At 64.0% G+C, this 20,733-nt stretch carries 20 protein-coding genes; 12 read left to right on the top strand and 8 right to left on the bottom strand.

The genetic code is table 11. The annotated features are described in order from the left end of the window. Positions 1 to 111: 111 nt before the first annotated feature. The gene (locus tag M729_RS0102210) at positions 112 to 984 is read right to left on the bottom strand and encodes a 50S ribosomal protein L11 methyltransferase (protein ID WP_027160630.1); all 873 of its coding nucleotides are present in this window, start codon (positions 982 to 984) and stop codon (positions 112 to 114) included. A gap of 10 nt (positions 985 to 994) precedes the next feature. Continuing rightward, the gene (locus tag M729_RS0102205) at positions 995 to 1,573 is read right to left on the bottom strand and encodes an SCO family protein (protein WP_013530973.1); all 579 of its coding nucleotides are present in this window, start codon (positions 1,571 to 1,573) and stop codon (positions 995 to 997) included. Positions 1,574 to 1,761: 188 nt separating this feature from the next. Here M729_RS0102205 and M729_RS0102200 point away from each other — a divergent pair, with 188 nt between their 5' ends. The 3 genes from M729_RS0102200 (at position 1,762) to M729_RS0102190 (ending at position 3,544) form a co-directional block, all read left to right on the top strand. Further along, positions 1,762 to 2,280, top strand: a complete 519-nt coding sequence (locus tag M729_RS0102200) for a CreA family protein (RefSeq protein ID WP_024501452.1) — start codon at positions 1,762 to 1,764, stop codon at positions 2,278 to 2,280. A gap of 138 nt (positions 2,281 to 2,418) precedes the next feature. Then, the gene (locus M729_RS0102195) at positions 2,419 to 3,060 is read left to right on the top strand and encodes a DapH/DapD/GlmU-related protein (protein WP_027160628.1); all 642 of its coding nucleotides are present in this window, start codon (positions 2,419 to 2,421) and stop codon (positions 3,058 to 3,060) included. Positions 3,061 to 3,250: 190 nt separating this feature from the next. Next, positions 3,251 to 3,544 carry a hypothetical protein gene (locus tag M729_RS0102190; protein ID WP_013530976.1) on the top strand — a complete coding sequence of 98 codons (294 nt, stop codon included), beginning with the start codon at positions 3,251 to 3,253 and terminating at the stop codon, positions 3,542 to 3,544. Between the two features lie 105 nt (positions 3,545 to 3,649). Here the strand turns inward: M729_RS0102190 and M729_RS0102185 are convergent, their stop codons facing one another. Beyond that, positions 3,650 to 4,897: a hypothetical protein gene (locus tag M729_RS0102185; protein WP_027160627.1), complete on the bottom strand. Its 1,248-nt coding sequence runs from the start codon at positions 4,895 to 4,897 to the stop codon at positions 3,650 to 3,652. A gap of 261 nt (positions 4,898 to 5,158) precedes the next feature. Between M729_RS0102185 and M729_RS0102180 the strand changes: the two genes are divergently transcribed. Further along, complete coding sequence (locus tag M729_RS0102180) at positions 5,159 to 5,584, top strand: low affinity iron permease family protein (protein WP_013530978.1); 426 nt, start codon at positions 5,159 to 5,161, stop codon at positions 5,582 to 5,584. Positions 5,585 to 5,587: 3 nt separating this feature from the next. Here the strand turns inward: M729_RS0102180 and M729_RS0102175 are convergent, their stop codons facing one another. Further along, complete coding sequence (locus M729_RS0102175; protein ID WP_024501448.1) at positions 5,588 to 6,454, bottom strand: SDR family NAD(P)-dependent oxidoreductase; 867 nt, start codon at positions 6,452 to 6,454, stop codon at positions 5,588 to 5,590. 163 nt (positions 6,455 to 6,617) lie between these two features. On the opposite strand from M729_RS0102175, the gene M729_RS0102170 reads away from it, so the two are divergent. Continuing rightward, positions 6,618 to 6,899 (top strand): hypothetical protein, encoded by a 282-nt coding sequence (locus M729_RS0102170; protein ID WP_027160626.1) that lies wholly within the window; start codon positions 6,618 to 6,620, stop codon positions 6,897 to 6,899. 53 nt (positions 6,900 to 6,952) lie between these two features. Here M729_RS0102170 and M729_RS0102165 read toward each other — a convergent pair whose 3' ends face one another. Continuing rightward, complete coding sequence (locus M729_RS0102165) at positions 6,953 to 7,528, bottom strand: TMEM175 family protein (RefSeq protein ID WP_013530981.1); 576 nt, start codon at positions 7,526 to 7,528, stop codon at positions 6,953 to 6,955. Between the two features lie 241 nt (positions 7,529 to 7,769). On the opposite strand from M729_RS0102165, the gene M729_RS0102160 reads away from it, so the two are divergent. Together M729_RS0102160 and M729_RS0102155 are read left to right on the top strand one after the other, a co-directional pair. Then, positions 7,770 to 8,171, top strand: a complete 402-nt coding sequence (locus tag M729_RS0102160; protein ID WP_013530982.1) for an SH3 domain-containing protein — start codon at positions 7,770 to 7,772, stop codon at positions 8,169 to 8,171. A gap of 181 nt (positions 8,172 to 8,352) precedes the next feature. Further along, the gene (locus M729_RS0102155) at positions 8,353 to 9,558 is read left to right on the top strand and encodes an MFS transporter (protein ID WP_027160625.1); all 1,206 of its coding nucleotides are present in this window, start codon (positions 8,353 to 8,355) and stop codon (positions 9,556 to 9,558) included. A gap of 29 nt (positions 9,559 to 9,587) precedes the next feature. Here M729_RS0102155 and M729_RS0102150 read toward each other — a convergent pair whose 3' ends face one another. Both M729_RS0102150 and M729_RS0102145 read right to left on the bottom strand, forming a co-directional pair. Beyond that, positions 9,588 to 11,048 (bottom strand): MATE family efflux transporter, encoded by a 1,461-nt coding sequence (locus tag M729_RS0102150; protein WP_224621288.1) that lies wholly within the window; start codon positions 11,046 to 11,048, stop codon positions 9,588 to 9,590. A gap of 178 nt (positions 11,049 to 11,226) precedes the next feature. Then, positions 11,227 to 12,705, bottom strand: a complete 1,479-nt coding sequence (locus tag M729_RS0102145) for an esterase-like activity of phytase family protein (protein ID WP_027160624.1) — start codon at positions 12,703 to 12,705, stop codon at positions 11,227 to 11,229. 243 nt (positions 12,706 to 12,948) lie between these two features. On the opposite strand from M729_RS0102145, the gene M729_RS0102140 reads away from it, so the two are divergent. The 3 genes from M729_RS0102140 (at position 12,949) to M729_RS0102130 (ending at position 17,360) form a co-directional block, all read left to right on the top strand. Next, positions 12,949 to 15,360, top strand: a complete 2,412-nt coding sequence (locus M729_RS0102140) for an FAD-dependent oxidoreductase (RefSeq protein ID WP_027160623.1) — start codon at positions 12,949 to 12,951, stop codon at positions 15,358 to 15,360. A gap of 12 nt (positions 15,361 to 15,372) precedes the next feature. Continuing rightward, positions 15,373 to 16,926, top strand: coding sequence for a trimethylamine methyltransferase family protein (locus M729_RS0102135; protein ID WP_027160622.1), 1,554 nt, complete (start codon positions 15,373 to 15,375; stop codon positions 16,924 to 16,926). Between the two features lie 119 nt (positions 16,927 to 17,045). After that, complete coding sequence (locus tag M729_RS0102130; RefSeq protein ID WP_013530988.1) at positions 17,046 to 17,360, top strand: hypothetical protein; 315 nt, start codon at positions 17,046 to 17,048, stop codon at positions 17,358 to 17,360. Positions 17,361 to 17,544: 184 nt separating this feature from the next. On the opposite strand, the gene M729_RS0102125 is transcribed toward M729_RS0102130, so the two are convergent. Next, positions 17,545 to 18,570, bottom strand: coding sequence for a LacI family DNA-binding transcriptional regulator (locus M729_RS0102125; protein WP_027160621.1), 1,026 nt, complete (start codon positions 18,568 to 18,570; stop codon positions 17,545 to 17,547). A 195-nt stretch (positions 18,571 to 18,765) separates the two neighbouring features. Here M729_RS0102125 and M729_RS0102120 point away from each other — a divergent pair, with 195 nt between their 5' ends. Beyond that, positions 18,766 to 19,797, top strand: coding sequence for a Gfo/Idh/MocA family oxidoreductase (locus tag M729_RS0102120; RefSeq protein ID WP_027160620.1), 1,032 nt, complete (start codon positions 18,766 to 18,768; stop codon positions 19,795 to 19,797). Continuing rightward, positions 19,794 to 20,702, top strand: a complete 909-nt coding sequence (locus M729_RS0102115) for a sugar phosphate isomerase/epimerase (RefSeq protein ID WP_027160619.1) — start codon at positions 19,794 to 19,796, stop codon at positions 20,700 to 20,702. The genes M729_RS0102120 and M729_RS0102115 overlap by 4 nt, the downstream gene beginning before the upstream one ends. Positions 20,703 to 20,733: the final 31 nt, after the last annotated feature.

Here is a 20,733-nt window from a genome sequence, read left to right as displayed (position 1 = left end):
CGTAGCGTACGGTCGCGGAAATCGGAATCGATTTCCGGCTGCGCGCAACCTGCTACAGCATCGCCGGACTGACAACTGGGGGAATTTGGTCCAGGCTCGGTCGGTGCCGGTCTAATGCTTCAGGTGGATCGTCACCCAGCCCTCGCGGTGCAAGGTTCTGACATGGCGGAAATTCTGGCCGACATACGCCGAGATGACCGCGTCGCGCTGGCGCTCGAGGATGCCCGACAGCACGATCGAACCGCCAAGTGCGATATGATGGGCCATTTGCGGCGCCAGCCGCATCAGCGGCCGCGCCAATATGTTGGCGACGATCAGATCGAAGGGCGCGCGCTTGCCGAAGATCGGATGGTGAAAGCCGGGCGCGGTTGCTGTTTCCACCAGTGCCTTGACGTGGTTGAGCCGCGCATTGGCGGCAGCCACCCGCACCGCCACCGGATCGATGTCGGTGGCCAGCACCGGAATGTGCGCCAGCTTGGCGACGGCGATCGCCAGTACCGCGCTGCCGGTGCCGAGATCGAGCGCATTGCGCGGGTGTTCGCGCCGGACCACTCTTTCCAGCATTTCCAGGCAGCCGGCGGTGGTGCCGTGATGGCCGGTGCCGAAGGCGAGGCCGGCTTCGATTTCGATGGCGAGTTCGCCGCTGTGGCGTTTCCTGCGGTCATGTGCGCCGTGGACGAAGAAACGTCCGGCACGCACCGGCTTCAACTCTTCCAGCGAATGCGCCACCCAGTCGATGTCGGGCAGGGGCTCGCGCTCGATCGGCTTCGACAGGAAAAGGCCGGCAAGGATGTCCTTCAAGCGGGTCTCGACCGCATCGATGTCGCCATCGGCATAGAGCGACACTTCGTGGATGTCCTTGTCCTCGTCGACCTCCAAGACGGCGATCGGCAGCCCCTCTTCCTCGAAGGCCGCCTCAAGCGCCGCGAAAATGCTGACGGACTCGATCTTTCCGGTGGTGAAGTAAAGGCGCGTCTGGGTCATGAAATGGTAATCAGCCTTTCGCCGCCAGCCGCTTCAGCTTGGCGATGGCCGTATCGGCGCTTTCGCCGTAGGCGATTGTGCCGGCAAAATCGCCCTTGGCGTTGAGCAGCAGCACCGAGGCGGTATGATCCATCGTGTAGTCGCCGTCGCCGGTGTCGACCTTCTTCCAATAGATGCCGAACGACTTGGCCATGGCATGGACCTTGTCCGGAGCGCCCGTGATGCCGACGATACGGTCGGAGAAATTGCTGACATAGGCGTTCATCACCTCAGGCGTGTCGCGCTCCGGATCGACCGATACGAAATAGGCGTGCAGGTTCTTGCCGTCGTCGCCGAGCGTCTTCAGCCAGCCGGCCAGTTCGAACAGTGTGGTCGGGCAGACCTCGGGGCAATGGGTGAAGCCGAAGAAGACGACGCTGGGCTGGCCCCGGAAGGCGGCTTCGGTGATCGGCGCGCCTTTCTGGTCGACCAGAGTAAAGGCGGCCCCGAATGGCTCGCCGCCATAGTGGCCGCGATACCAGTCGAAGGTCAGCCAGCCGATGCCGGCCGCCATCAGGACGAGAATACCGACCAGGATAGAACGCATCATCAGAAAAGTCCGTCTGCAGAAATCGTCGCGCCGGCTCAATGCCGCGCCTGTGTGACAGTCTTAGCGGTTCGGCCCCGCACAGGCAAAGTGCCGCGTTGCCGCAACCGCTGCGGTGTCGACCTATCTGCTTGCAAAGCCGGGCTGCTCGCCCCACCTGTGACCGGCAACTCGAACCGCAGGAGGGTCCCTTGCAACGACTGATTGGGCACGGACTGATTGGGCGAAGACTGATCGGCGGTGCCTTGGCCGCGTGCGTTGTCCTAGGTGCCGGGGCCGCCGTGGCCGATGAAGTCGGCAAGGTCGGCGTCGACTGGCTCGGCAACGACATCATCGTCGAGGCGATCAAGGACCCCAAGGTGGAGGGCGTGACCTGCCATGTCTCCTATTTCGATCGCGGCATCATCGATCGCCTGCACAAGGGCAACTGGTTCGAGGATCCGTCCGATTCCTCGATCTCCTGCCGCCAGACCGGCCCGATCACCATCGGCGACATCGACATGAGCGAGGGCGGCGAGGAAGTGTTCAAGCAAGGCATCAGCCTGATCTGGAAGAAGCAGGTGGTGAACCGCATCTACGACAAGGCCAACGAGACGCTGATCTATCTCTCGCATTCGCGCCAGGTGCAGAACGGCTCGGCCAAAATGTCGGTCACCACCGTGCCGCTCTACGGCCAGAACGTGGTGTGGAGCAAAGGCAAGCCGCAATAGGCGATTCAGTTCCTTCCCGGGCGCACGATTGGCCCCGCTTGCAGGACCAATCGCCTAGGCGAATCCTTGCCGGGAAACGATCTGACGGACGATTGGCCCCGCTTGCGGGACCAATCGCCTAGGGGTAAAGCCGCCGGCATGGAACGTTCCGAAGATCTCGTCCCGAAAGACCCCGAGCCACGCATCCATCCGACCGCGGAGTTGAAGGCGTGCAAGCTTGGGCGTTATGCCTCGATCGGCGAGCGGGTGGTGCTTCGCGAGGTCACCGTCGGCGACTTCTCCTATTTCGAACGCCATTCGGAAGCGATCTACACGACGATCGGCAAATTCTGCTCGATCGCCGCCAACAGCCGCATCAATGCGCTGGAGCATCCCATAGAGCGGCTGACCCAGCACAAGCTCAGCTACCGGCCGAACGAGTATTTTCGCTGGCTGGGCGTTGATGCCGCCTTCCGCGAACGGCGGCAGGCGAAAGCCGTGACCATCGGCCATGATGTCTGGATCGGCCACGGCGCGGTGATCATGCCCGGGGTCACCATCGGCAATGGCGCGGTGGTCGGCGCCAACGCAGTGGTGACGCGTGATGTGCCGCCTTACGCGATCGTCGCGGGCGTGCCGGCGAAGGCTCTCCGGCCACGCTTCGCTCCGGATATCGCGGCGCGGATCGAAGCTCTCGCCTGGTGGAACTGGCCGGTCGAAAAGCTCGCCAGAGCGGTTCCCGACATGCAGGCAATGCCGATCGAAGCATTCCTCGATCGTTGGGAAAACGACGCCGTCTGACCAGCTCAAGACGTCGACGGTAACCAATTTTCTTAACGTAAAATATTAAAGTTAAGAAATGGAAAACGGATTGTATCCGTGAAATTAAACACTCCAAGGTTGCAAGACTTTCGGCAAAATGCACTACTCGTTTCGGAGGTAAGTCGTAAGAAGTCGAAGAAAACACTACTAGCAACAATGGAGAGAAGTCATGAAGAAGTTCGCTTTTGTACTCACCGCTGCTATGGTTTCGTTCTCGACTGTCGGCGCCTATGCCGGCGGCTGGGGAGGTAGCTCGGGTAGCCTGATCAATGTGTCGCCGTCCATCGGTGTCGGCCAGGTGACCGCGCTCAATGGCATCCTGAGTGGCAACAACATCCTGAGCGGCAATGTCGTCCAGGGCATTCTGAACGGCAACAAGACCAACGTCCTTACCGGCGTTCTCAGCGGTATCGGCGTCAATGTCCTTGGCGGCAACAGCTACAAGCTGGGCGGCCGTCACTGAGCAGGAAAGTCACGGGCATCCTTATGTCACGTGTCGTGGGCAGGAGGGTCTTCAACACCCTCCTGCCTCCGCTTGTGGGCCTACCCAGTCAAGCGCGGGAATGAGCTAGATCTTCGCCCGCAGGCCCACAAATGCATCGACCGTGTGTTCGCGCTCGTCGATCACGGTCTTGAAGGTCTCGGAAACGTCGACGCGAACGACAATGGCCATCGATTTGGTCGCGTTGTACGTCGCTTCGGCATAGACGCCCTTGCGGCGCTCCTGGTTCTCGTAGAGCAAATTGTCCTTGAGCTCATAGAAGATGCCGGAAGCGATGCCGAGGTTTTCGCGCACCTTCATGCCCAGTTCCAATTCCGCGCGCTGCAGCCACGAAGCCAGGGGGTCGTCGGTTTCGGACGTTTCGTAGCGACCGAAATAGGTGCCGCGCAGCTCGAAGCCGTGCGGCAGAGGCTTGCCGAACGTGACTTGCCAGGTCGGACGCCAGCGCTGGTAGATGTTATCGGCGCCACGCAGGAACTGCGCACCCAGCGCCACGCCGAGCGTCGAACCGTCGGTGGCCTTGTAGGCCGCCTCGGCGCGCAGCGTATAGGCGTTGAACGATAGGAACAGCGGCGGGTAACCGATTTCCTCGACGCTGGCGAAGAGCGCAGACGCGGACGCGCCGAAGGCAAGCTGGCCAACTGTCCGGGTGACCCGAGCCGCCAACTGGAAGAGATTGCGGTCGGCATGCAGCTTCGCCGGCAAGATGAGATCTTCCTGGAAATGCGTCGCGCCGAGCTTTTCGTAGCTGTCGGCGGCCTCGAGGATCAGCGATGTGGCGTTGCCGAGGTCGATGCCGAGTTGTGTCTGGGCGCCGAAGACCTGCTTGAACTCGCGCGTACCCAGCGTCAGCGGGCCGATATCCAGATTGTCGCCGGTGCTGGAGATGCGATAGCTCAGCGATCCCCTCAGTTCGAGACCCGGGCCGAGCCGGCGGAAGGCCTCGGCCGACAGCGACAATCCGCGGTCGTCCTCGATCGACGTCTTGTCGTAATGCGTTACCTGGAAGTCCGCGCTGAATTTCGCGTTGGCGTCGTTGTCGCCCCATTGCTGCTGCAGCGAACCGCGCAACAGTGTGTACCAGTCCTTGACCGCATGGTCGCTGTCCAGCGCGTTGTTGGTCCAATGCCTTTCGAGACTGCCGGTGATTGTCGGATCGGTCGCTATTTCGGCAGCCGGTGCTGTTGATGGTTCTGCCCTGGCGGTCACGGCCGCGCAGGCCATCAGCAGGCCTAGGCCGGCGCTGCCAAGCAATCTGCGGGAAAGTGGAGCGACCGTCTGTCCTTCTGCCGGTCGGCGCTTTCGGGAAACCATGCTCCGCGCTCTCCGGACTGAACCCCTTCCGCCATGCGGGGGTGGCGCAGCGGAAGGGGCTGGAGGTAAACCGCTGTGAAGCGGAAGGAACAGGCACTCTTGCCTGCAGGAGTACTGTGGCATTGAACCCATAAGGTGTGTTTTCCAGACTATTCTCCCTATGCGTGTAGGCAATTGTACCTGAGGTATTTGTTCGCATCGGGAACCTGAAGCGGTCGCTGATTGTTTCTCATCGCGCCGCAGCGTCGAGGATTTCGATAGATGGAAAAGCATTTCACCAAGGTTGCCAACTGGGTCGCCCGCATAGCCGGCCTGCCGCCGACATTCGCCGTCTGTTGCCTCATCATCATCGCCTGGGGGGTGAGCGGTCCGTTCTTCGGCTTTTCGGACACTTGGCAACTTGTCATCAACACGGGCACGACCATCATCACCTTCCTGATGGTCTTCCTGATCCAGAACACTCAGAACCGCGACGGCGCGGCGATCCAGGCCAAGCTCGACGAACTGATCCGGGTCGGCAAGGGCCACAACCACTTCATCGGCATCGAGCATCTGACCGAATCCGAAGTCGAGGAAATCCGCGCCAAATGCGAGCGTGCGGCAAAGCGGCATGACGAACAGATCGCCGACATCGCGGCGAAGAAGGCCGTGGCACAGAAGCGCGGGTCGAAAAAGCAAGCGGCCTGAAAATCAGCCTTTCATGAAGGCTGCGAAACTGCCTTTGTGGTCCGGATGCCAGCGCGACAAAGCGGGGCGGTTCTCGATGATGTCGCCGATCGCCCAGGCCATGCGCTTTTCATCCAGCGGCCGGGCCGCCTCATTGTCCGGGCACAGGATGTAGAAATCTCCCCTGGTCAGGGATTCCAGCATGAAATCCACAACCTGTTCGCCGGTCCAGGCGCCGGCCGGTTTTTCCGTCGCACCCTCGGTCAGACCGGTAAAGGTGAAGCCGGGGATCAGCAGATGGGCAGCGACATGGGCGCCGGGTTCGTTGCGCAACGCGTGCGCCAGGCCTTCCGTGAAGGTTTTCACTCCTGCCTTGGAGACATTGTAGGCAAGATTGCCGGGCGGCGTGGTGATGCCTTGCTTGGAGCCGGTGTTGACGATCAGACCCGGCCTGGCCGAGGCCAGCATGCGCGGCGCGAAGGCCTCCACGCCATGCACAACGCCCCAGAAATTGATGTCCAGCAGCCGTTTCCAGGCATCGCGGTTTTCCCACGGCTTTCCGGGGTTGTCGCCCACGCCGGCATTGTTCATCAGCAGCGACACGCCGCCGAAGGCGCCGAACGCCCTCTCGGCGAGACGGTCCATCTCATCCGCCTTCGAAACGTCGGCGGCGACGGCAAGCACGGCACCGTCGCCGGCAATCGCGGAAACGGCGCGCGAGGCGTCGTCAAGCCGCGCGCCGCCAATGTCGGCCAGCACGATCTTCATGCCTAGCAATGCAAGCCGCTTGGCGGCCGCCAGACCGATGCCGCTGGCAGCGCCGGTGATCACGGCGGCATTGCCTGGAGCAAGCGCGGGCAGGGCGGTCTGGATCTCGGCGTCGGTGATCATGGGCGATGGATTCCTTGTTCGATGGCGCCGAACTTAGCGCCGGAACGGGCCGGTGCAAGCCTCTGCTCGTCTTGTCGGGTTGACCAGTCCGGCCGAGGCTGCGCATGTTGCCCCTTGTCCCCGCAAAAGAGATTTGGGCCTGGGGACAAACGGAGGTTCCTGATTGACGGACTGGGTTGCAATTCTGAAGGAGCAGACCGCCATTGGCGACCAGATGGGCCGCGAGGTGCCGCAGATGCTGGCCAATCCCGACATCAGCGAAGCGCAGGTGAAGACACTCTTTTCCGCGCTGGAGAAACAAGCCGAGTTCGTCGAGAAACTGCGCATGGCGCTGGAAAAATTCGGCCATGATTTCTCGATCATCAAGGCCGCGGAACGGCTGGAGGAGCTCTATGCCGACCTCGCCGCATCGGTGGCGGAAAAACTGAAAGCGATGCGCAAGTAGGGCAACTCTGGGAAAGCCGTGCAGCGCTTTGCCTTGAAAATGTGTGAAGACAGCTACTTTTCAATCACCCGCGCAAAGCGCCTGTCCGGTACGAGCCATATCATCGCGACCAGCACATAGAGCGCGACGCCGATCCACTGGCTGACGAAGGTCAGCACGACGGCCACGATATAGACAGCCAGCGAGAGCTTCCCCTTGCGGTCATTACCCAGCGCCTTGGCAAAAGCGGTATCATTGCCGTGCAGGCGATGCAGCGCGGCGGCGAGTATGGTGTAGGCGATGGCGCATAGCGCGAGGTCGGTGCCATAGACTGCTACCGGCACCGGCGCAAAGTGGTTCTCGCCCATGAAGGCTGTGGTCACCGGCATCAGCGACAGCCAGAACAGCAGATTGAGGTTCGCCCACAGCACGCGCCCGTCGACCCGCTGAACGGTGTGGAACATGTTGTGCAGATTGTTCCAGTAGATGCCGACATTGATGAAGGACAGCACGTAGCAGAAGAAGATCGGCCACAACGGCACCAAGGCGGAGAAATCCTCGCCATGCGGCACTTTCAACTCAAGCACCATGATGGTGATGATGATAGCCACGACGCCATCGGTGAATGCCTCGACCCTGCCTTTGCCCATGGATCCCACCTTTGCCCGCGATGAATTGTCGAAAGAGAGTAAACGCTAGCGGATGTTGAGGAGCCAATAAATGGCAACCGTGAAATTCCTCAACCATGTCCAAGGAAAATCCGGCATCAGTCCCGTTGGCCAGGACGGTTACGGCCGCCCACCTGTTGACTTTTCTTGGCTTGGCCGCTCCTCTTGCAGGGCAATCTTGGCCGGAGCAGGTGAACGGCCGGGATTCGAATGGAGGGGACTGATGAGATTTCGTTTTCTGCTTGTGGCCGCGACCATCCTGGCCGCGGTGTTCGGGACGTCCGCCGCGGCCTTCGCCTACAGCGCTCACACCTCGACCAACCTCAACGTCCGCAGCGGGCCGGGAGCGGGATACGCCAGGGTGGGAACGCTGCCCGCCGGCTTCAGAGTCAATGTCACCGGCTGCCAGCCGGGCTGGTGTAGAATCCATGGCGGCGGCGTGAGCGGCTGGGCCAGCGCCGGTTATCTTGAACGCACCCAGATCGTTCGCCCGCCAATCATCATCGTGCGTCCGCCGCATCGGCCGCCACACTGGCACAAGCCGCACCGTCCTCCGCACCATCGGCCGCCGCACAGGCCGCGTCCTGGCAAGTGCAAGATCGCGCCCGGCTTTGCTTGCAGGTAACGCCGACCGGTTGAACGATAGATGACGGATCGGAGCCGCTGGCCCCGATCCGAGCCTGTTCAGCCGGCGGACTTCCCGCTCAAGCAATGTCCACCGTGCTGTCAGGAGCCTGCCTGCCGGCTGGAACGTCGTGGATGAAACCGCGTTAGACCCTCGATCCCCGAAATTGACGAGGTTGGCCATGGCCATTCGCGATTTTGCGCATACGCACGAAGGGGCAGGTGGCGATGCTCTCGCAATCCCCACCGTCGCCGCGATGATTGCGGTGCTGTTTGCCGGCAGCACGGTGCTGACGCCGCTTTACATCGTCTACAAGCAGCAATTCGGCTTTTCACAAATCACCCTGACGCTGATCTACGCCGTGTATGTCGTCGGCAATCTGGCGGCACTTCTGATGTTGGGCAGCGTCTCCGATATTGTCGGACGCCGGCCCGCGAGCCTGGCGGCCATGCTCGTCGCCATCGTCAGTGCGCTTGTCTTCCTGTTTGCCGTAAACGTCGTCTCGCTCGACGTCGCCCGCATCCTGAGCGGGCTTGGCATCGGCGTCGGCGCGGGGACCGGAACCGCGTGGATTGCCGAGCTTCTTCCCGGCGCGGACAAGTCGCGCGCCAGTGTGATTGCCACCAGCACCAACTTCCTCGGCCTCGGCCTCGGCGCACTGATTTCGGGATTTCTGGCTGAATACGAGCCATGGCCGTTGCGGCTGATCTTCATCGTCTATCTGGCAGCACTTGTGGTGGTGACGATCCTGGTCTGGCGCATTCGCGAAACGGTGGCGAAGCCGGGCGGCCTCGGGGGGATCTCCTTGCGGCCGCGACTTTCCGTCCCGGAGGAAATCCGTGCGCGCTTCGTCGCGCCGGCGGTGACCGGCTTCGGCGCGATGGCGCTGGTCGGGTTCTACGCCGCGTTGGCGCCGAGCATCCTGGCGCAGCAGCTGCATGAGACCAACCATGCCGTCGCCGGCGCGCTGTTCTTCGAGCTGGCGATCGTCACCGCGATCAGCATTGTCGTTCTGATGCACATGAAGAGCAGCAAGGCGATGCTGGCTGCGCTGGCATTGATGATCCCAAGCGTCTCGTTGGTGATGGCGGCGCAGATATTGGCCTCGATGGCACTGATGGTTGCTGCGACGGCCTGTTGCGGCGTTGCGGCGGCGCTTGGTTACCGTGGCGGCCTGCAAGTGGTGAACGAGATCGCGCCCAAGGATCGTCGCGCCGAAGTGGTGTCCAGCTTCTTCATCTGCTGCTTTGTCGGCAACGCCTTGCCCGTCATCGGCATCGGCATCGTTTCGACCTATGCCAGTCCCGTCGCTGCCAGCCTGGCGTTCGCCGGCATGATCGTGGCGTTTTCGTTGGTGGCGCTGGCTTTTGGGCTGAAACGGCGTTGAGGCCTGGAGCGGTCCAGCGGAACCGGGCTTCAGCCGTTCGGTGTTTCAGGCGAAAGATGCGCGCGTCCGCGCGGCACGCCAAGACCGGTGTCCGGCGGCTCGCCGGCGGCCGGCCTGTCCTCGATCATGTGCGTGGTGCGCCAGCGGCCGAAACGATAGTAGGCCGCCGCCAGTACAAGCGAGCTGATCGAACCCGCCGGGAAGCTCCACCACAGCGCTTCCTCGCCGATCACGCCACGCATGAAATAGGCAAAGCCGGTGCGCACGACCAGCACCGAGATGACCAGGATGATCAGCGGCGGCATCACGGCACCCGTGGCTCGTACGGTGGCAAACAGCACGATGGTTATGCCGAACAGGATGAACGACCACGAGGCGACATTGTTGATGTGGACGGCGATGTCGATCGCCGCGCTGTCGCGGCTCAGGAACAGGCTCAGCACCGAACGGTCGAAAACCGACAGCACGGCAACCAGCGCGCCGGTCAGGACCAGGTTGAAGCCGACGCCGGAGGCGGCGATGCGGCCGATCCGGTCCCAGCGCCCGGCGCCGACATTCTGCGCCGCCATCGAGGAAACGGCGGCGCCGATGGCGAGCGCCGGCATCTGGATGTAGGTCCACAGCTGGGCGGCGATGCCGTAGGCGGCGGCGACCTGTGAGCCGTAGGAATTGACGATGCCCATCACCGTCAGTGCCGCCGCCGAAATGACGATCATCTGCAGGCCCATCGGCACGCCCTTGAAGACGACGATGCGCAGCAAGGTGGGATCGGGCCGCAACAGAGCGAGATTGGCGCCGGCCAGCCGCAGCGGATGCTTGCGCACATAGAGAACGATCAGGATGGCGATCACGCTTACCGTCTGGCCGATCAGCGTGGACGTGGCGGAGCCCGCGATGCCGAGTTCGGGAAACGGTCCGATGCCGGCGATGAGCAATGGGTTGAGCACGATGTCGAGGACGACGGCCAGCGCCATGAAGAAGAAGGGGGTGCGTGAATCGCCGGCACCGCGCAGCACGGTCATGACGAAGGACAGAAGGTTCATCATCGGCACGGCGACGAAGATGATGCGCAGATAGGAGCGCGCCAGCGGCAAGGCGTCGGCCGGTGTGCCGAGCGTGTTGAGAATGGCGTCAACCCAGATCCAGCCGCAGACCGCGAAGATAACCGAGACGAGGAAGAAGAACGTCGCGCTGGTGCCGACAATGCGGCGCGCCTCGGGCAGGTCGCGGGCACCGACCGACTGGGCCACCAGGATGGTGGCCGCCATGCCGATGCCGAACACGGTGCCGAGGATCAGGAACAGGACGAGGTTGGCGTTAGAGGTGGCGGTCAGCGCCGATTCGCCGAGAAAACGGCCGACCCAGACGGCGTTGATCGAGCCGTTGAGCGACTGCAGCACGTTGGAGCCGAGCACCGGCAGGGCGAACAGCAGAAGCGTGCGCGGGATCGGGCCGCTGGTCAGGTCGCCGGTGCGCCGGCGCGCGGGCATTTTTTCGTCCATGGCGGGCAACTCGGCGGATGGTGATTTGGATCCAGTCCACGATGATATCGCAGGCGGGACCGAGATGCACCCTTGCGAACGCGCCGCACTGAAAGCCGCTGCTTCGTTCATGCCCAGCCGCGAGCCCCAGCGGACGCGCCAAGCGCGCCCGCCTGGGCAGTGGTGGTTACTTCCTGGCGAGACCCGGCAGCGTGACCTGATAGACCAGGAACATGGTGTCGACATCGGCGCCGTCTTCCGCCTTGTAGGGTGCGCCGACCTGAAAACCGTCCTGGGCGAGGAAGTCGTTGTCGTTGGCGACGAACAGGAAGTAGTCGTCGGGCAGCTTCGGATCGAGAACGCTGACCACCGACATCGCCTCCCACTTCTCCGACAGGTTGTTCTTGTCGTTCGGCGCGCCATTGTGCAGGCCGAAGCGGCCGAGTTCGCCCTTGTCGTTGATGTCGATGAACGGCGTCAGCTTGGCCGGCATCACCGACGGGTCGAGCACGCCCTTGGGCGCCAGCGGCTTGTCGGCGGCATCGAAGGCGCCGCCGGCGATGTCGGTCGCGGCCGAGACGTCGACGACGAAGATCTGGCGCACCAGCGAGGTGTCGCCCTTCAGCCCCTGGCCGTTGCCGCTGTCGCGCGCCAGCATCAGGAAGGTCTTGTCGGAGAGCGCCACGATCTCGCTCTGCGCGGCGATCTTGGTCTTGCCCTTGGCATCCTTGAACACCGGCAACGGCACGACATACTCATGCGCCAGTTTGAGGTGGGCGAGGTCGGACGCGTCATAGACCAGCGCACGCGTGTTCTGGCGCGTCGCGGGCGAATCGCCGCCATCCTGCCGGGGCGCCGATTGCAGCACCGCGATCAGGAACTTGCCGTCCGGCGTCATCGCCATTCCCTCCAGGCCCTGGTTGTTCTGGCGGCCGGTCTCGGGGTCCTTCGGATCGGGCTCGGCGGCACCGGGTCCCGGATTGTCCGAGGCGAAGTTCGGCGTGCCGTGGCGCATCGGCACGAAGGCGGCCGGTGGCTGGGTTGCCGACAGCAGATGCCCGTCGGCGGAAAACCGATAGATGTTCGGGCCGTATTCGTCGGAGATGAACATCGAACCATCGGGCAGCCGCACGATCGCCTCGTTGTCGAGCGCCAGCTTGCCATTGTCGGCTTGCGGCAGGATCGGCATGTCGCCGCTTGCCGCGCGCACGCCGTTGAGTGGGTCGAGGCCTGTGGCATCAGCCCCCTTGTCGTCGGTGAGAAGCATGGTGTCGGCGAGCGTTGCCTTGATGCCCGTCTGCTCCTGGCCGGCAGCAGGTGCCGCGCCCGGTGCGACCGGAGCAAATTCGATGGCGATCGTGTTGAGGCGCGGCCGGTAGTCGGTGGTGCCGACGACATTGTAGCCACGGTCCGGCAACAGCCAGAGCGAACCCCTGTAGCCGGCGGTGTCATGCGTCCAGCCTGATGCGTCGATCGCCATGCCGGAACCCGAGCCGAAGGTCTCGCCGAACTTGTCGCGCTGAGCGGCCGGGATGCGGCCGACGCCGACCAGCCCCTTGTTGACGAGGCCGCCGACGGTCGCGGTGCTGTCGGCGAGCGCCGGCGCCAAGGCGGTGAACAAGGCCAGCGCGACGCCAAGCGACGCGGGTCGATACAGGTGCTTCATGGATAATCCTCTTTGTGACGGATGTGCCGGAGCGGCCGCGGGACGAAAAACTGAAAGAGGTGCGACATCGATGATGCTGCGCAAGCCTCCCCGAAATGCGGTCTACGGCGCGAACATGATGCTTGCGTGACAGCGCGCAGTGCATGCCGGCGGTCGACGAAAAACGATGCGCGCGCCGGCACTGGACACTTATGTCTAGTAGATATATGCTCCAGTCTTCGGACCAACCGTGGAGGGGAAGCCTTGAAGTCGCACTACCGCGCAGTCGTCATCGGAGGTGGCGTGGTCGGAGCCTCGGTGCTCTATCACCTGACGCGGTTCGGCTGGAGCGATGTGGCGCTGATCGAGCGCGCAGAACTGACGGCCGGTTCGACCTGGCACGCGGCGGCAGGCTTCCATGCGCTCAACGCCGATCCCAACGTGGCGGCGCTGCAGGACTACACCATCAATCTCTACCGGGAGATCGAGGCCGAATCCGGCTGGGATATCGGCCTGCACATGACGGGCGGCGTCAACATCGCCAGCGATCCCGCACGCTGGGAGTGGCTGAAATCAGCCTGGGCCGTGTTCCAGTCGGTCGGCATCGAGACCGCGCGCCTGGTCACGCCCGACGAGATCAAGGCGATCTGCCCGATCGTCGACGTCACCGGCGTGCTAGGCGGCCTGCATGATTCCAACGAGGGTCACCTCGACCCGTACGGTACCACGCATGCCTATGCGGGTGCTGCGAAGAAGCGCGGCGCCGACATCATCTTGCGCAACCGGGTCGTCGAGCTGAAAGCACGTGCCGACGGGCGCTGGGACGTCATCACCGAGCAGGGCACCCTCATCGCCGAGCATGTCGTCAATGCCGGCGGGCTGTGGGCGAAGCAGCTCGGCCGCATGGCCGGCGTCGACCTGCCGGTGACGCCGATGGAGCACCACTATTTCATCACCGATGACATTCCGGAGATCGCAGCACTTGACAGGGAAATCGGCATCGCCGTCGATCTCGACGGCTTTTCATACCTGCGGCAGGAGCGCAAGGGTGTGCTGCTTGGCGTCTATGAGCAGAACCCAAAGCACTGGAACATGGACGGAGCGCCGTGGGATTACGGCATAGAGCTGATCCCGGAAGACATCGACCGCATCAGCCCGGAACTCGCCAAGGCGCATGAGCGCTTCCCTTGCCTGGCGACGGCCGGTATCCGCAAATGGGTCAACGGCGCCTTCACCTTCACGCCGGACGGCAATCCGATTGTCGGGCCGGTGCGCGGCCTGAAGAACTACTGGGTTGCCTGCGGCGTCATGGCCGGTTTCAGCCAGGGCGGCGGCGTCGGCAAGTCGCTGGCCGAATGGATGATTTTCGGCGAACCGCAGGCCGACATCTTCGGCATGGATATCGCTCGCTACGGTGCCTTCGCCGCCAACCGCGAATATCTCAGGCAGACGACGCGCCAGTTCTATTCGCGCCGCTTCGTCATGACCTTTCCCAATGAACGGCTGCCCGCCGGCCGGCCGCTGAAACGCCCCGGCGCCTATGACGGCATGAGCGCGGCGGGATGCGAATGGACGGCTTCCTGGGGGTTGGAAATCCCGGCCTATTTCGCGCCGATGGGATTTGCCGAGAACACGACGCTGCGGCGCTCTAACGCCTTCGACATCGTCGGCGAGGAGGCGCTGCAGGTGCGGCGCGCCGCCGGCCTGGTCGATATCTCGGCCTATGCGCGCTATGCGGTGTCGGGGCTGGGTGCGGAGGCGTGGCTGGACCGGCTGCTCGCCTGCCGATTGCCGAAGCCGGGGCGGGCCGGCCTGGCGCCGATGCTCGGCCATGACGGACGGCTGAAGGGCGACCTCACCGTCTTCAACTGGGGCGGCGGCTCTTATTGGCTGATGGGCTCCTACTATCTCCGGGAATTCCACATGCGCTGGTTCGAGAGCCATGCGGCGGAGGGCGTCACCATCGCCGACCTCTCCGACACGATGAGCGGCTTCCTGCTCACGGGGCCGAATGCGCGGGAGATTCTGGAGCGCACGACGCATCAGGATGTTTCCGGCGCAGCATTGCCGTTCATGGCCTGTGGCGCATTCGACATCGGTATGGTGCAGGCACGTGTGGCGCGGCTGTCGATCGCGGGCGAACTCGGCTTCGAAATCAGTTGCCCCGTGACCATGCACGCCACTCTGCGCGACACGCTGCTGGCTGCGGGCGAGGATCTGGGCCTTGCTGAAATCGGCTACTATGCGCTCAATGCGCTGCGGCTGGAGAAGAGCTTTGGCATCTGGTCGCGTGAATTCACGCGAGGCTATACGCCGGGCCAGACCGGCCTCGACCGCTTCATCGCTTTCGGCAAGAGCGACTTCATCGGCCGCGAAGCAGCGTTGAAACAGCGGGAGGCCGGCAGCGGCCAATGCCTGGTGACGCTGGAAATCGATGCGCTCGACGCCGATGCCAGCGGTTTTGAGCCTGTCTGGCATCAGGGCCGACGCGTCGGCTTCGTCACCTCGGGCGGCTATGGCTATACGGTCGGCAAGAGCCTGGCGCTGGCTCTGGTCGACCGCGATTTCGCGGGCGAGGGCACCGCGCTCTCCGTGCATGTCGTGGGTGAGGAACGGCCGGCGCGTGTCGTCGCGGCCTCGCCCTACGATCCCCTGGGCAAGGCAATGCGGCAATGAGGAGGATTTCCGATGGTCGATGACGCGGCACGGGACGGCAGGCGCGAGCGCCGGCGTGGACGCACGGGCGAGGCCGGCAGCGAAAGCAGCCGCCGTCCCAATTACCATTCGCTGAAGAACCCGTTCCTGCCGCAGCCGATCTTTTCGGACGACCAGGTGGCTTCGATCCACGACACGGCGCTGCGGGTGCTGGAAGAGCTCGGCATCAAGGTGCTGCTGCCGCAAGCGCGTGAGCATTTTGCCAATGCCGGCGCCCTGGTCGATCCAGACACCGACATGGTGCGCATCGGCCGTGACATGGTGACGGCGGCACTCGCCTCGGCGCCGAAGTCGATCCACGCTTACGCCGGTTCGCGCGCCCGCGATCTGACGCTGGAGCTCGGTTCGATGACCTTCCTGGCCGGGTGCGGGGCGCCGAACGTCACCGATCTCGAGCGCGGCCGGCGGCCGGGAACACTGGCGGATTTCGAGGATCTGATGCGGCTGGTGCAGCATTTCGATGTGCTGCATATGCTGGGGCCCTGCATCGAACCGCAGGATGTCGACAACCGCTTTCGGCACTATGCCGTCAACCGCGCGCAGTTGACGCTGTCGGACAAGCTCCCGTTCGTCTTCGCGCGCGGAACGCCGCAAGTCGAGGACGGGTTCGAGATGCTGCGGCTGGCGCGCGGCTTGTCGGAAGAGGAGTTTCTGGCAAGCGCGCATTGCTACACCGTCATCAACACCAACTCGCCGCGTCAGCTCGACATTCCGATGGCGCAAGGCATCATCGATTTCGCTCGCGCGGGGCAGGTCTCCGTCATCACGCCGTTCTGCCTGGCGGGCGCCATGGCGCCGATAACGGTCGCCGGCGCGCTGACGCTGCAGCATGCCGAAGCGCTGGCCGGGCTGACGCTGGCGCAGATCGTGAGGCCGGGTGCGCCGGTCGTCTACGGCTCGTTCTCCTCCAATGTCGACATGAAATCCGGCGCGCCCGCCTTCGGCACGCCCGAGCACGTCAAGGCGACGCTGGGCGCCGGCCAACTGGCGCGCTTCACCGGGCTGCCTTGGCGGTCCGGCGGCGGCAGTGCGGCCAACATCTCCGACGCGCAGGCCGCGCACGAGACGCAGTTCGCGCTGTGGGGCTCGGTGCTGGCCGGGGCGACGATGTGCATCCATGCTGCCGGCTGGCTGGAGGGCGGCCTCAGTGTCTCCTTCGAGAAACTGATCACCGACATCGAGGCGCTGCAGACGGTGGCTGAACTTTGTGCTGCGACGCCCGGCGACACCGACACGATTGGTTTCGAAGCTATCGCCGAGGTGCAGCCGGGCGGGCATTTCTTCTCGGCCAGCCACACCATGGCCCGCTACCGCACCGCTTTCTACGAGCCGCTGGTGGCGGACTGGTCGAATTTCGGCAACTGGACGCAAAGCGGCTCGAAGACGGCGAGCGAGCGCGCCACCGGTGTCTGGAGGCGGGTGCTTGCCGATTTCGCGCCGCCGACCTCGGCCGTCGCCACATCAGGCGTGCTGGACGAGTTCATCGCGCGGCGCACGGCAGAGGGCGGAGCGGCGCCGGTGTCTTGAGGCTGGCTCCCGCTGATCGCCCTGGTTGTGGCGTGATCCGGAACCTATAGCGCCTCCCGCGCATTCAAGGCTGCGGCCGGTGCACTGCGCACCGGTGTGCTGTTTGAGGGGAGGACGACATGGGTTTCGACCAGTATCACGAACCGCCTGAAGAACTGTCGCAGGAGGTGCGGACCTTTGCCCGCATGATCACCTCGCTGATCGAGGAGGCGGAAGCGATCAGCTGGTACGAACAGCGCATGTCGGTGGAGAAGGACCCGCAGGCGCGCGCCATCATGAAGAACGCGCAGGGCGAGGAGTTCAAGCATTTCGGCATGGATCTCGAATTCCTGCTGCGCCAGAAGAAGGACTGGCGCGCGGAACTGAAGGAAATCCTGTTCACCACGGGCGACATCGTCAAGGCCGGGGAGCGAGGCGAGAAGAAGGTGGACTAGGGTATGTCGATATTCAGGTGAGGCCGGCCTGCAAACGACGGCTTTCTGCGCTTCCGGTGCTCACGGACCCGAATGTCCGCTCCGCTCCGGTTCTCAAAAGCCATCATTTTCGGCTCGGCCTGACCTGAATCTCAACACACCCTGGCTCAGCGTTTGACAAATTCGCCAGGTCCTGCTGCTGCGATTAATCGCTGTCGCGCGCGACCAGCTCCAGCGGCCAGACCTCGCGGATGATCCGCGGACCCTCCGGGCCGGCGAAGGCGGGAAGCGACGCCAGCAGCATTTCCGCGAGCCGTTGTCCCATCGGCTCCAGCGCCGGGCGGAAGGCGGTCAGGGCTGGCGAGAAATAGCGGCAAAGCGGCGTGTCGACAATGACAGTCACTGCCATGTCGTGGCCCGGCCTGATGCCCATCTCTGCCAGCGCCTTGCAGCCGCCCAGCGCCATCGCGTCATTGTTGAAGATGATGGCGGTCGGCGGAGCCTTGGAGCGCATCACCTGCGGCGTCACCCCGTAGCCGCCGGCCTCGTTGATGAAGCCGGACGCGATCAGCTCGGGGTCGACCTCGATGCCGTGCCGCTTCAGGGCCTTGCGGTAGCCGGCCAGGAACAGATAGCCGAAGTTGAGGTCGAGCGACGGGCGGACGGCGGCGATGCGGCGGTGGCCGCGCGCCACAAGGCGGTCGACGGCGTCGGCCCCGGCCTTCTCGAAATCGAGGTCGAGGGAAGGGTAGGACTTGGTTCCGGAGCGGCTGCGGCCGAGCGTGGCGAAGGGAAAGCCGGCCTGGGTGAGATAGTCGATGCGTTCATCCTCGCGCCGCGTCCAGGCCAGCAGCACCGCATCGGCGCGGCGCGTCTCGACGACGCGGCGCAGGCGCTCCTGCTGGTAGTCGCCCGGCGCGCCCATGACCACGGTCAGGTCGAGCCCGCTTTCCGCAAGCCTGGCCTGCAGCCCGATCAGGAACGGAATGAAGAACGGCTCGCCATATTGCTGGTCGCCCGGATGCGGCTGCAGCATGAAGGCGATCGAATGGGTGGCGCCTTGCCGCAGACTGCGGCCGGACTGGTTCGGCGAATAGTTGAGCGTCCTGGCCGCCTCGAGCACGCGCTGGCGCGTGTCGGCATTGACGTCGGCGCGGCCGTTCAGCGCCCGCGACACCGTGCCGATCGAAATGTTCAGGTGACGGGCAAGGTCATGAATGCTGGATGCCAAGTGACTGTACTCCCCTTGCTTGGCTAGCACCGGTAGCCGCTCAGGCCAAGGCGACAGGACGATTTTCACGAGCGGCCAATTGACATTCTACGCCTTCGGGTGTGTTCTCGTAAACGTTTACGGAAAACGTTTACGGTCATGCCGTGGATGCCGTGATGATCGGTCTGGAGGGACCGAGCGGAGGAGGAGCGCCGGATGATCAATGCCGTCCTGGTCGGCTGCGGAGCGATGAGCAAGGCCTGGCTCGATGCCGCGCAGCAAGTCGACGGGCTCGCCATTGTCGGCCTCGTGGATCTCGATGCCGACAGGGCACGGGCGCGGGCGCACGAATACGGCCTCACCAATGCCGTCATCGGCAGCAGCCTCGATACCGTCCTCGATCAGATCAAACCGCAAGCGGTGTTCGATGTCGTGGTTCCCGCCGCCCGGCGCGCGGTCGCGCTGTCCGCCTTTGCGCACAATTGCCATCTGCTGACGGAAAAGCCGCTCGCCGACAGTCCGGAAAATGCGCGCGCCATCGTCGAGGCCGCGCGCCGCGCCGGGCGCATCCATGCGGTCGTGCAGAACCGCCGCTATGTCGCCAATGTCAGGCGCATCCGGAGGTTCCTGGACTCCGGCGCCATCGGTGCGCCGACCAGCATCCACGCCGACTTCTTCGTCGCGCCGCATTTCGGCGGTTTTCGCGAGGAGATGGCCCATGTGCTGCTGCTCGACATGGCGATCCACACCTTCGACGCCGCCCGCTACATGGTGAATGGCGAGCCGGCCGGCGTCTATTGCCAGGAATGGGAGCCGGCCAGTTCCTGGTACAGGCAGGGATCTTCGGCCAGCGCCGTCTTCGATCTCGGCGACGGCAAGGTCTTCACCTACGCCGGCAGCTGGTGCGCGGCCGGCTTCCGCACCAGTTGGGAAAGTGCATGGCGCATCGTTGCCGAGCGCGGCAGCCTCATCTGGGACGGTCATGACGATTTGAGGGCAGAAGCAGTGATGCCGGGCCGCGAGGGAATGTTCGACAAAACCCAGCCGATCGAGGTGCCGCCGCTCGATGCGTCCGATCGCGTCGGCGGCCATCTCGGCATTCTCCAGGATTTCATGCACGCCATCGAGACCGGCACCGAGCCGGAAACGCGCGGCGGCGACAACATCAAGAGCCTGGCCATGGTTTTTGGCGCCATCGAAAGCGCCGAGACCGGCCGCCGCGTGACAATCGCAGAGGAAGCACAATGACGCCGAACCCGCTTCTCGACATCCGGATCGGCACCATGGTGCGGGCCAATCTCGACGACCCGGCGGCTTACATCAAGCAGATCCTGCCGCTCGGCTTCGAGAGCATCCAGCCCTTCTTCTGGCAGACGCTGGGCGGCAAGGATTTGCCGCGGCTGGCCGGCCAGATCCGCGAGGCGATCGGCGATGCCGACGTCACCGTGTCCTCGCTCGGCGTGTTCGGCAATCCGCTGGAAGACGGCGAGGTCGATCGCGGCGTGCTCAAGGCCTGGGAGACGGTCATCGACAATGTGCATCTGTTCGGAACCTCGATGGTCAGCGGCTTCACCGGCCGCCTGCGCGGCAAGAAGCTGACCGACAGCCTGCCGCGCTTCAAGGAGGTCTGGGGACCGCTGGCCAGACGCGCCGCCGACAAGGGCGTGCGCATCGCCTTCGAGAACTGCGCGATGGACGGCAACTGGGCCGCCGGCGACTGGAACATCGCCCACAATCCGGACGCCTGGGAGCTGATGTTCAACGAAGTGCCGGACGACAATCTCGGACTGGAATGGGAGCCCTGCCACCAGCTCGTCTATCTGATCGATCCGATGCCGCAGATCCGCAAATGGGCGCCGCGCATCTTCCACGTCCACGGCAAGGACGCGACGGTGCGCTGGGATGTCATCCGCGAGCATGGCGTGTTCGGCCGGCTGCCCTTCGTGCAGATGCGAACGCCGGGCTTCGGCGACAGCGACTGGACGCGGGTGATCAGCGAATTGCGGCTGGCCGGATACAAGGGCGCCATCGACATCGAAGGCTGGCACGACCCTGTCTATCGCGGCGACCTCGAGATCACCGGCCAGGTGCGGGCGCTGGAATATCTCAAGCAATGCCGGGGAGGGGCCAGCTACCTGCCGAACCCGATGTGAGGATCGGCCGGCGGGAGGAGCCGGCCGGGAT

The sequence above is a fragment of the Mesorhizobium sp. WSM1293 genome, assembly GCF_000513875.1.
Classification (GTDB): domain Bacteria; phylum Pseudomonadota; class Alphaproteobacteria; order Rhizobiales; family Rhizobiaceae; genus Mesorhizobium; species Mesorhizobium ciceri.
This window is presented reverse-complemented; position numbering and strand designations above follow the sequence as displayed.

Coding starts and splice junctions, on each gene's coding strand:
- M729_RS0102150 (WP_224621288.1), bottom strand. CDS start 11,048: ATGCCCGCGCGCCGGCGCACCGGCGACCTGACCAGCGGCCCGATCCCG.
- M729_RS0102180 (WP_013530978.1), top strand. CDS start 5,159: ATGGAAAAGCATTTCACCAAGGTTGCCAACTGGGTCGCCCGCATAGCC.
- M729_RS0102135 (WP_027160622.1), top strand. CDS start 15,373: ATGGTCGATGACGCGGCACGGGACGGCAGGCGCGAGCGCCGGCGTGGA.
- M729_RS0102190 (WP_013530976.1), top strand. CDS start 3,251: ATGAAGAAGTTCGCTTTTGTACTCACCGCTGCTATGGTTTCGTTCTCG.
- M729_RS0102175 (WP_024501448.1), bottom strand. CDS start 6,454: ATGATCACCGACGCCGAGATCCAGACCGCCCTGCCCGCGCTTGCTCCA.
- M729_RS0102155 (WP_027160625.1), top strand. CDS start 8,353: ATGGCCATTCGCGATTTTGCGCATACGCACGAAGGGGCAGGTGGCGAT.
- M729_RS0102145 (WP_027160624.1), bottom strand. CDS start 12,705: ATGAAGCACCTGTATCGACCCGCGTCGCTTGGCGTCGCGCTGGCCTTG.
- M729_RS0102165 (WP_013530981.1), bottom strand. CDS start 7,528: ATGGGCAAAGGCAGGGTCGAGGCATTCACCGATGGCGTCGTGGCTATC.
- M729_RS0102130 (WP_013530988.1), top strand. CDS start 17,046: ATGGGTTTCGACCAGTATCACGAACCGCCTGAAGAACTGTCGCAGGAG.
- M729_RS0102120 (WP_027160620.1), top strand. CDS start 18,766: ATGATCAATGCCGTCCTGGTCGGCTGCGGAGCGATGAGCAAGGCCTGG.
- M729_RS0102210 (WP_027160630.1), bottom strand. CDS start 984: ATGACCCAGACGCGCCTTTACTTCACCACCGGAAAGATCGAGTCCGTC.
- M729_RS0102205 (WP_013530973.1), bottom strand. CDS start 1,573: ATGATGCGTTCTATCCTGGTCGGTATTCTCGTCCTGATGGCGGCCGGC.
- M729_RS0102185 (WP_027160627.1), bottom strand. CDS start 4,897: ATGGTTTCCCGAAAGCGCCGACCGGCAGAAGGACAGACGGTCGCTCCA.
- M729_RS0102115 (WP_027160619.1), top strand. CDS start 19,794: ATGACGCCGAACCCGCTTCTCGACATCCGGATCGGCACCATGGTGCGG.
- M729_RS0102195 (WP_027160628.1), top strand. CDS start 2,419: ATGGAACGTTCCGAAGATCTCGTCCCGAAAGACCCCGAGCCACGCATC.
- M729_RS0102160 (WP_013530982.1), top strand. CDS start 7,770: ATGAGATTTCGTTTTCTGCTTGTGGCCGCGACCATCCTGGCCGCGGTG.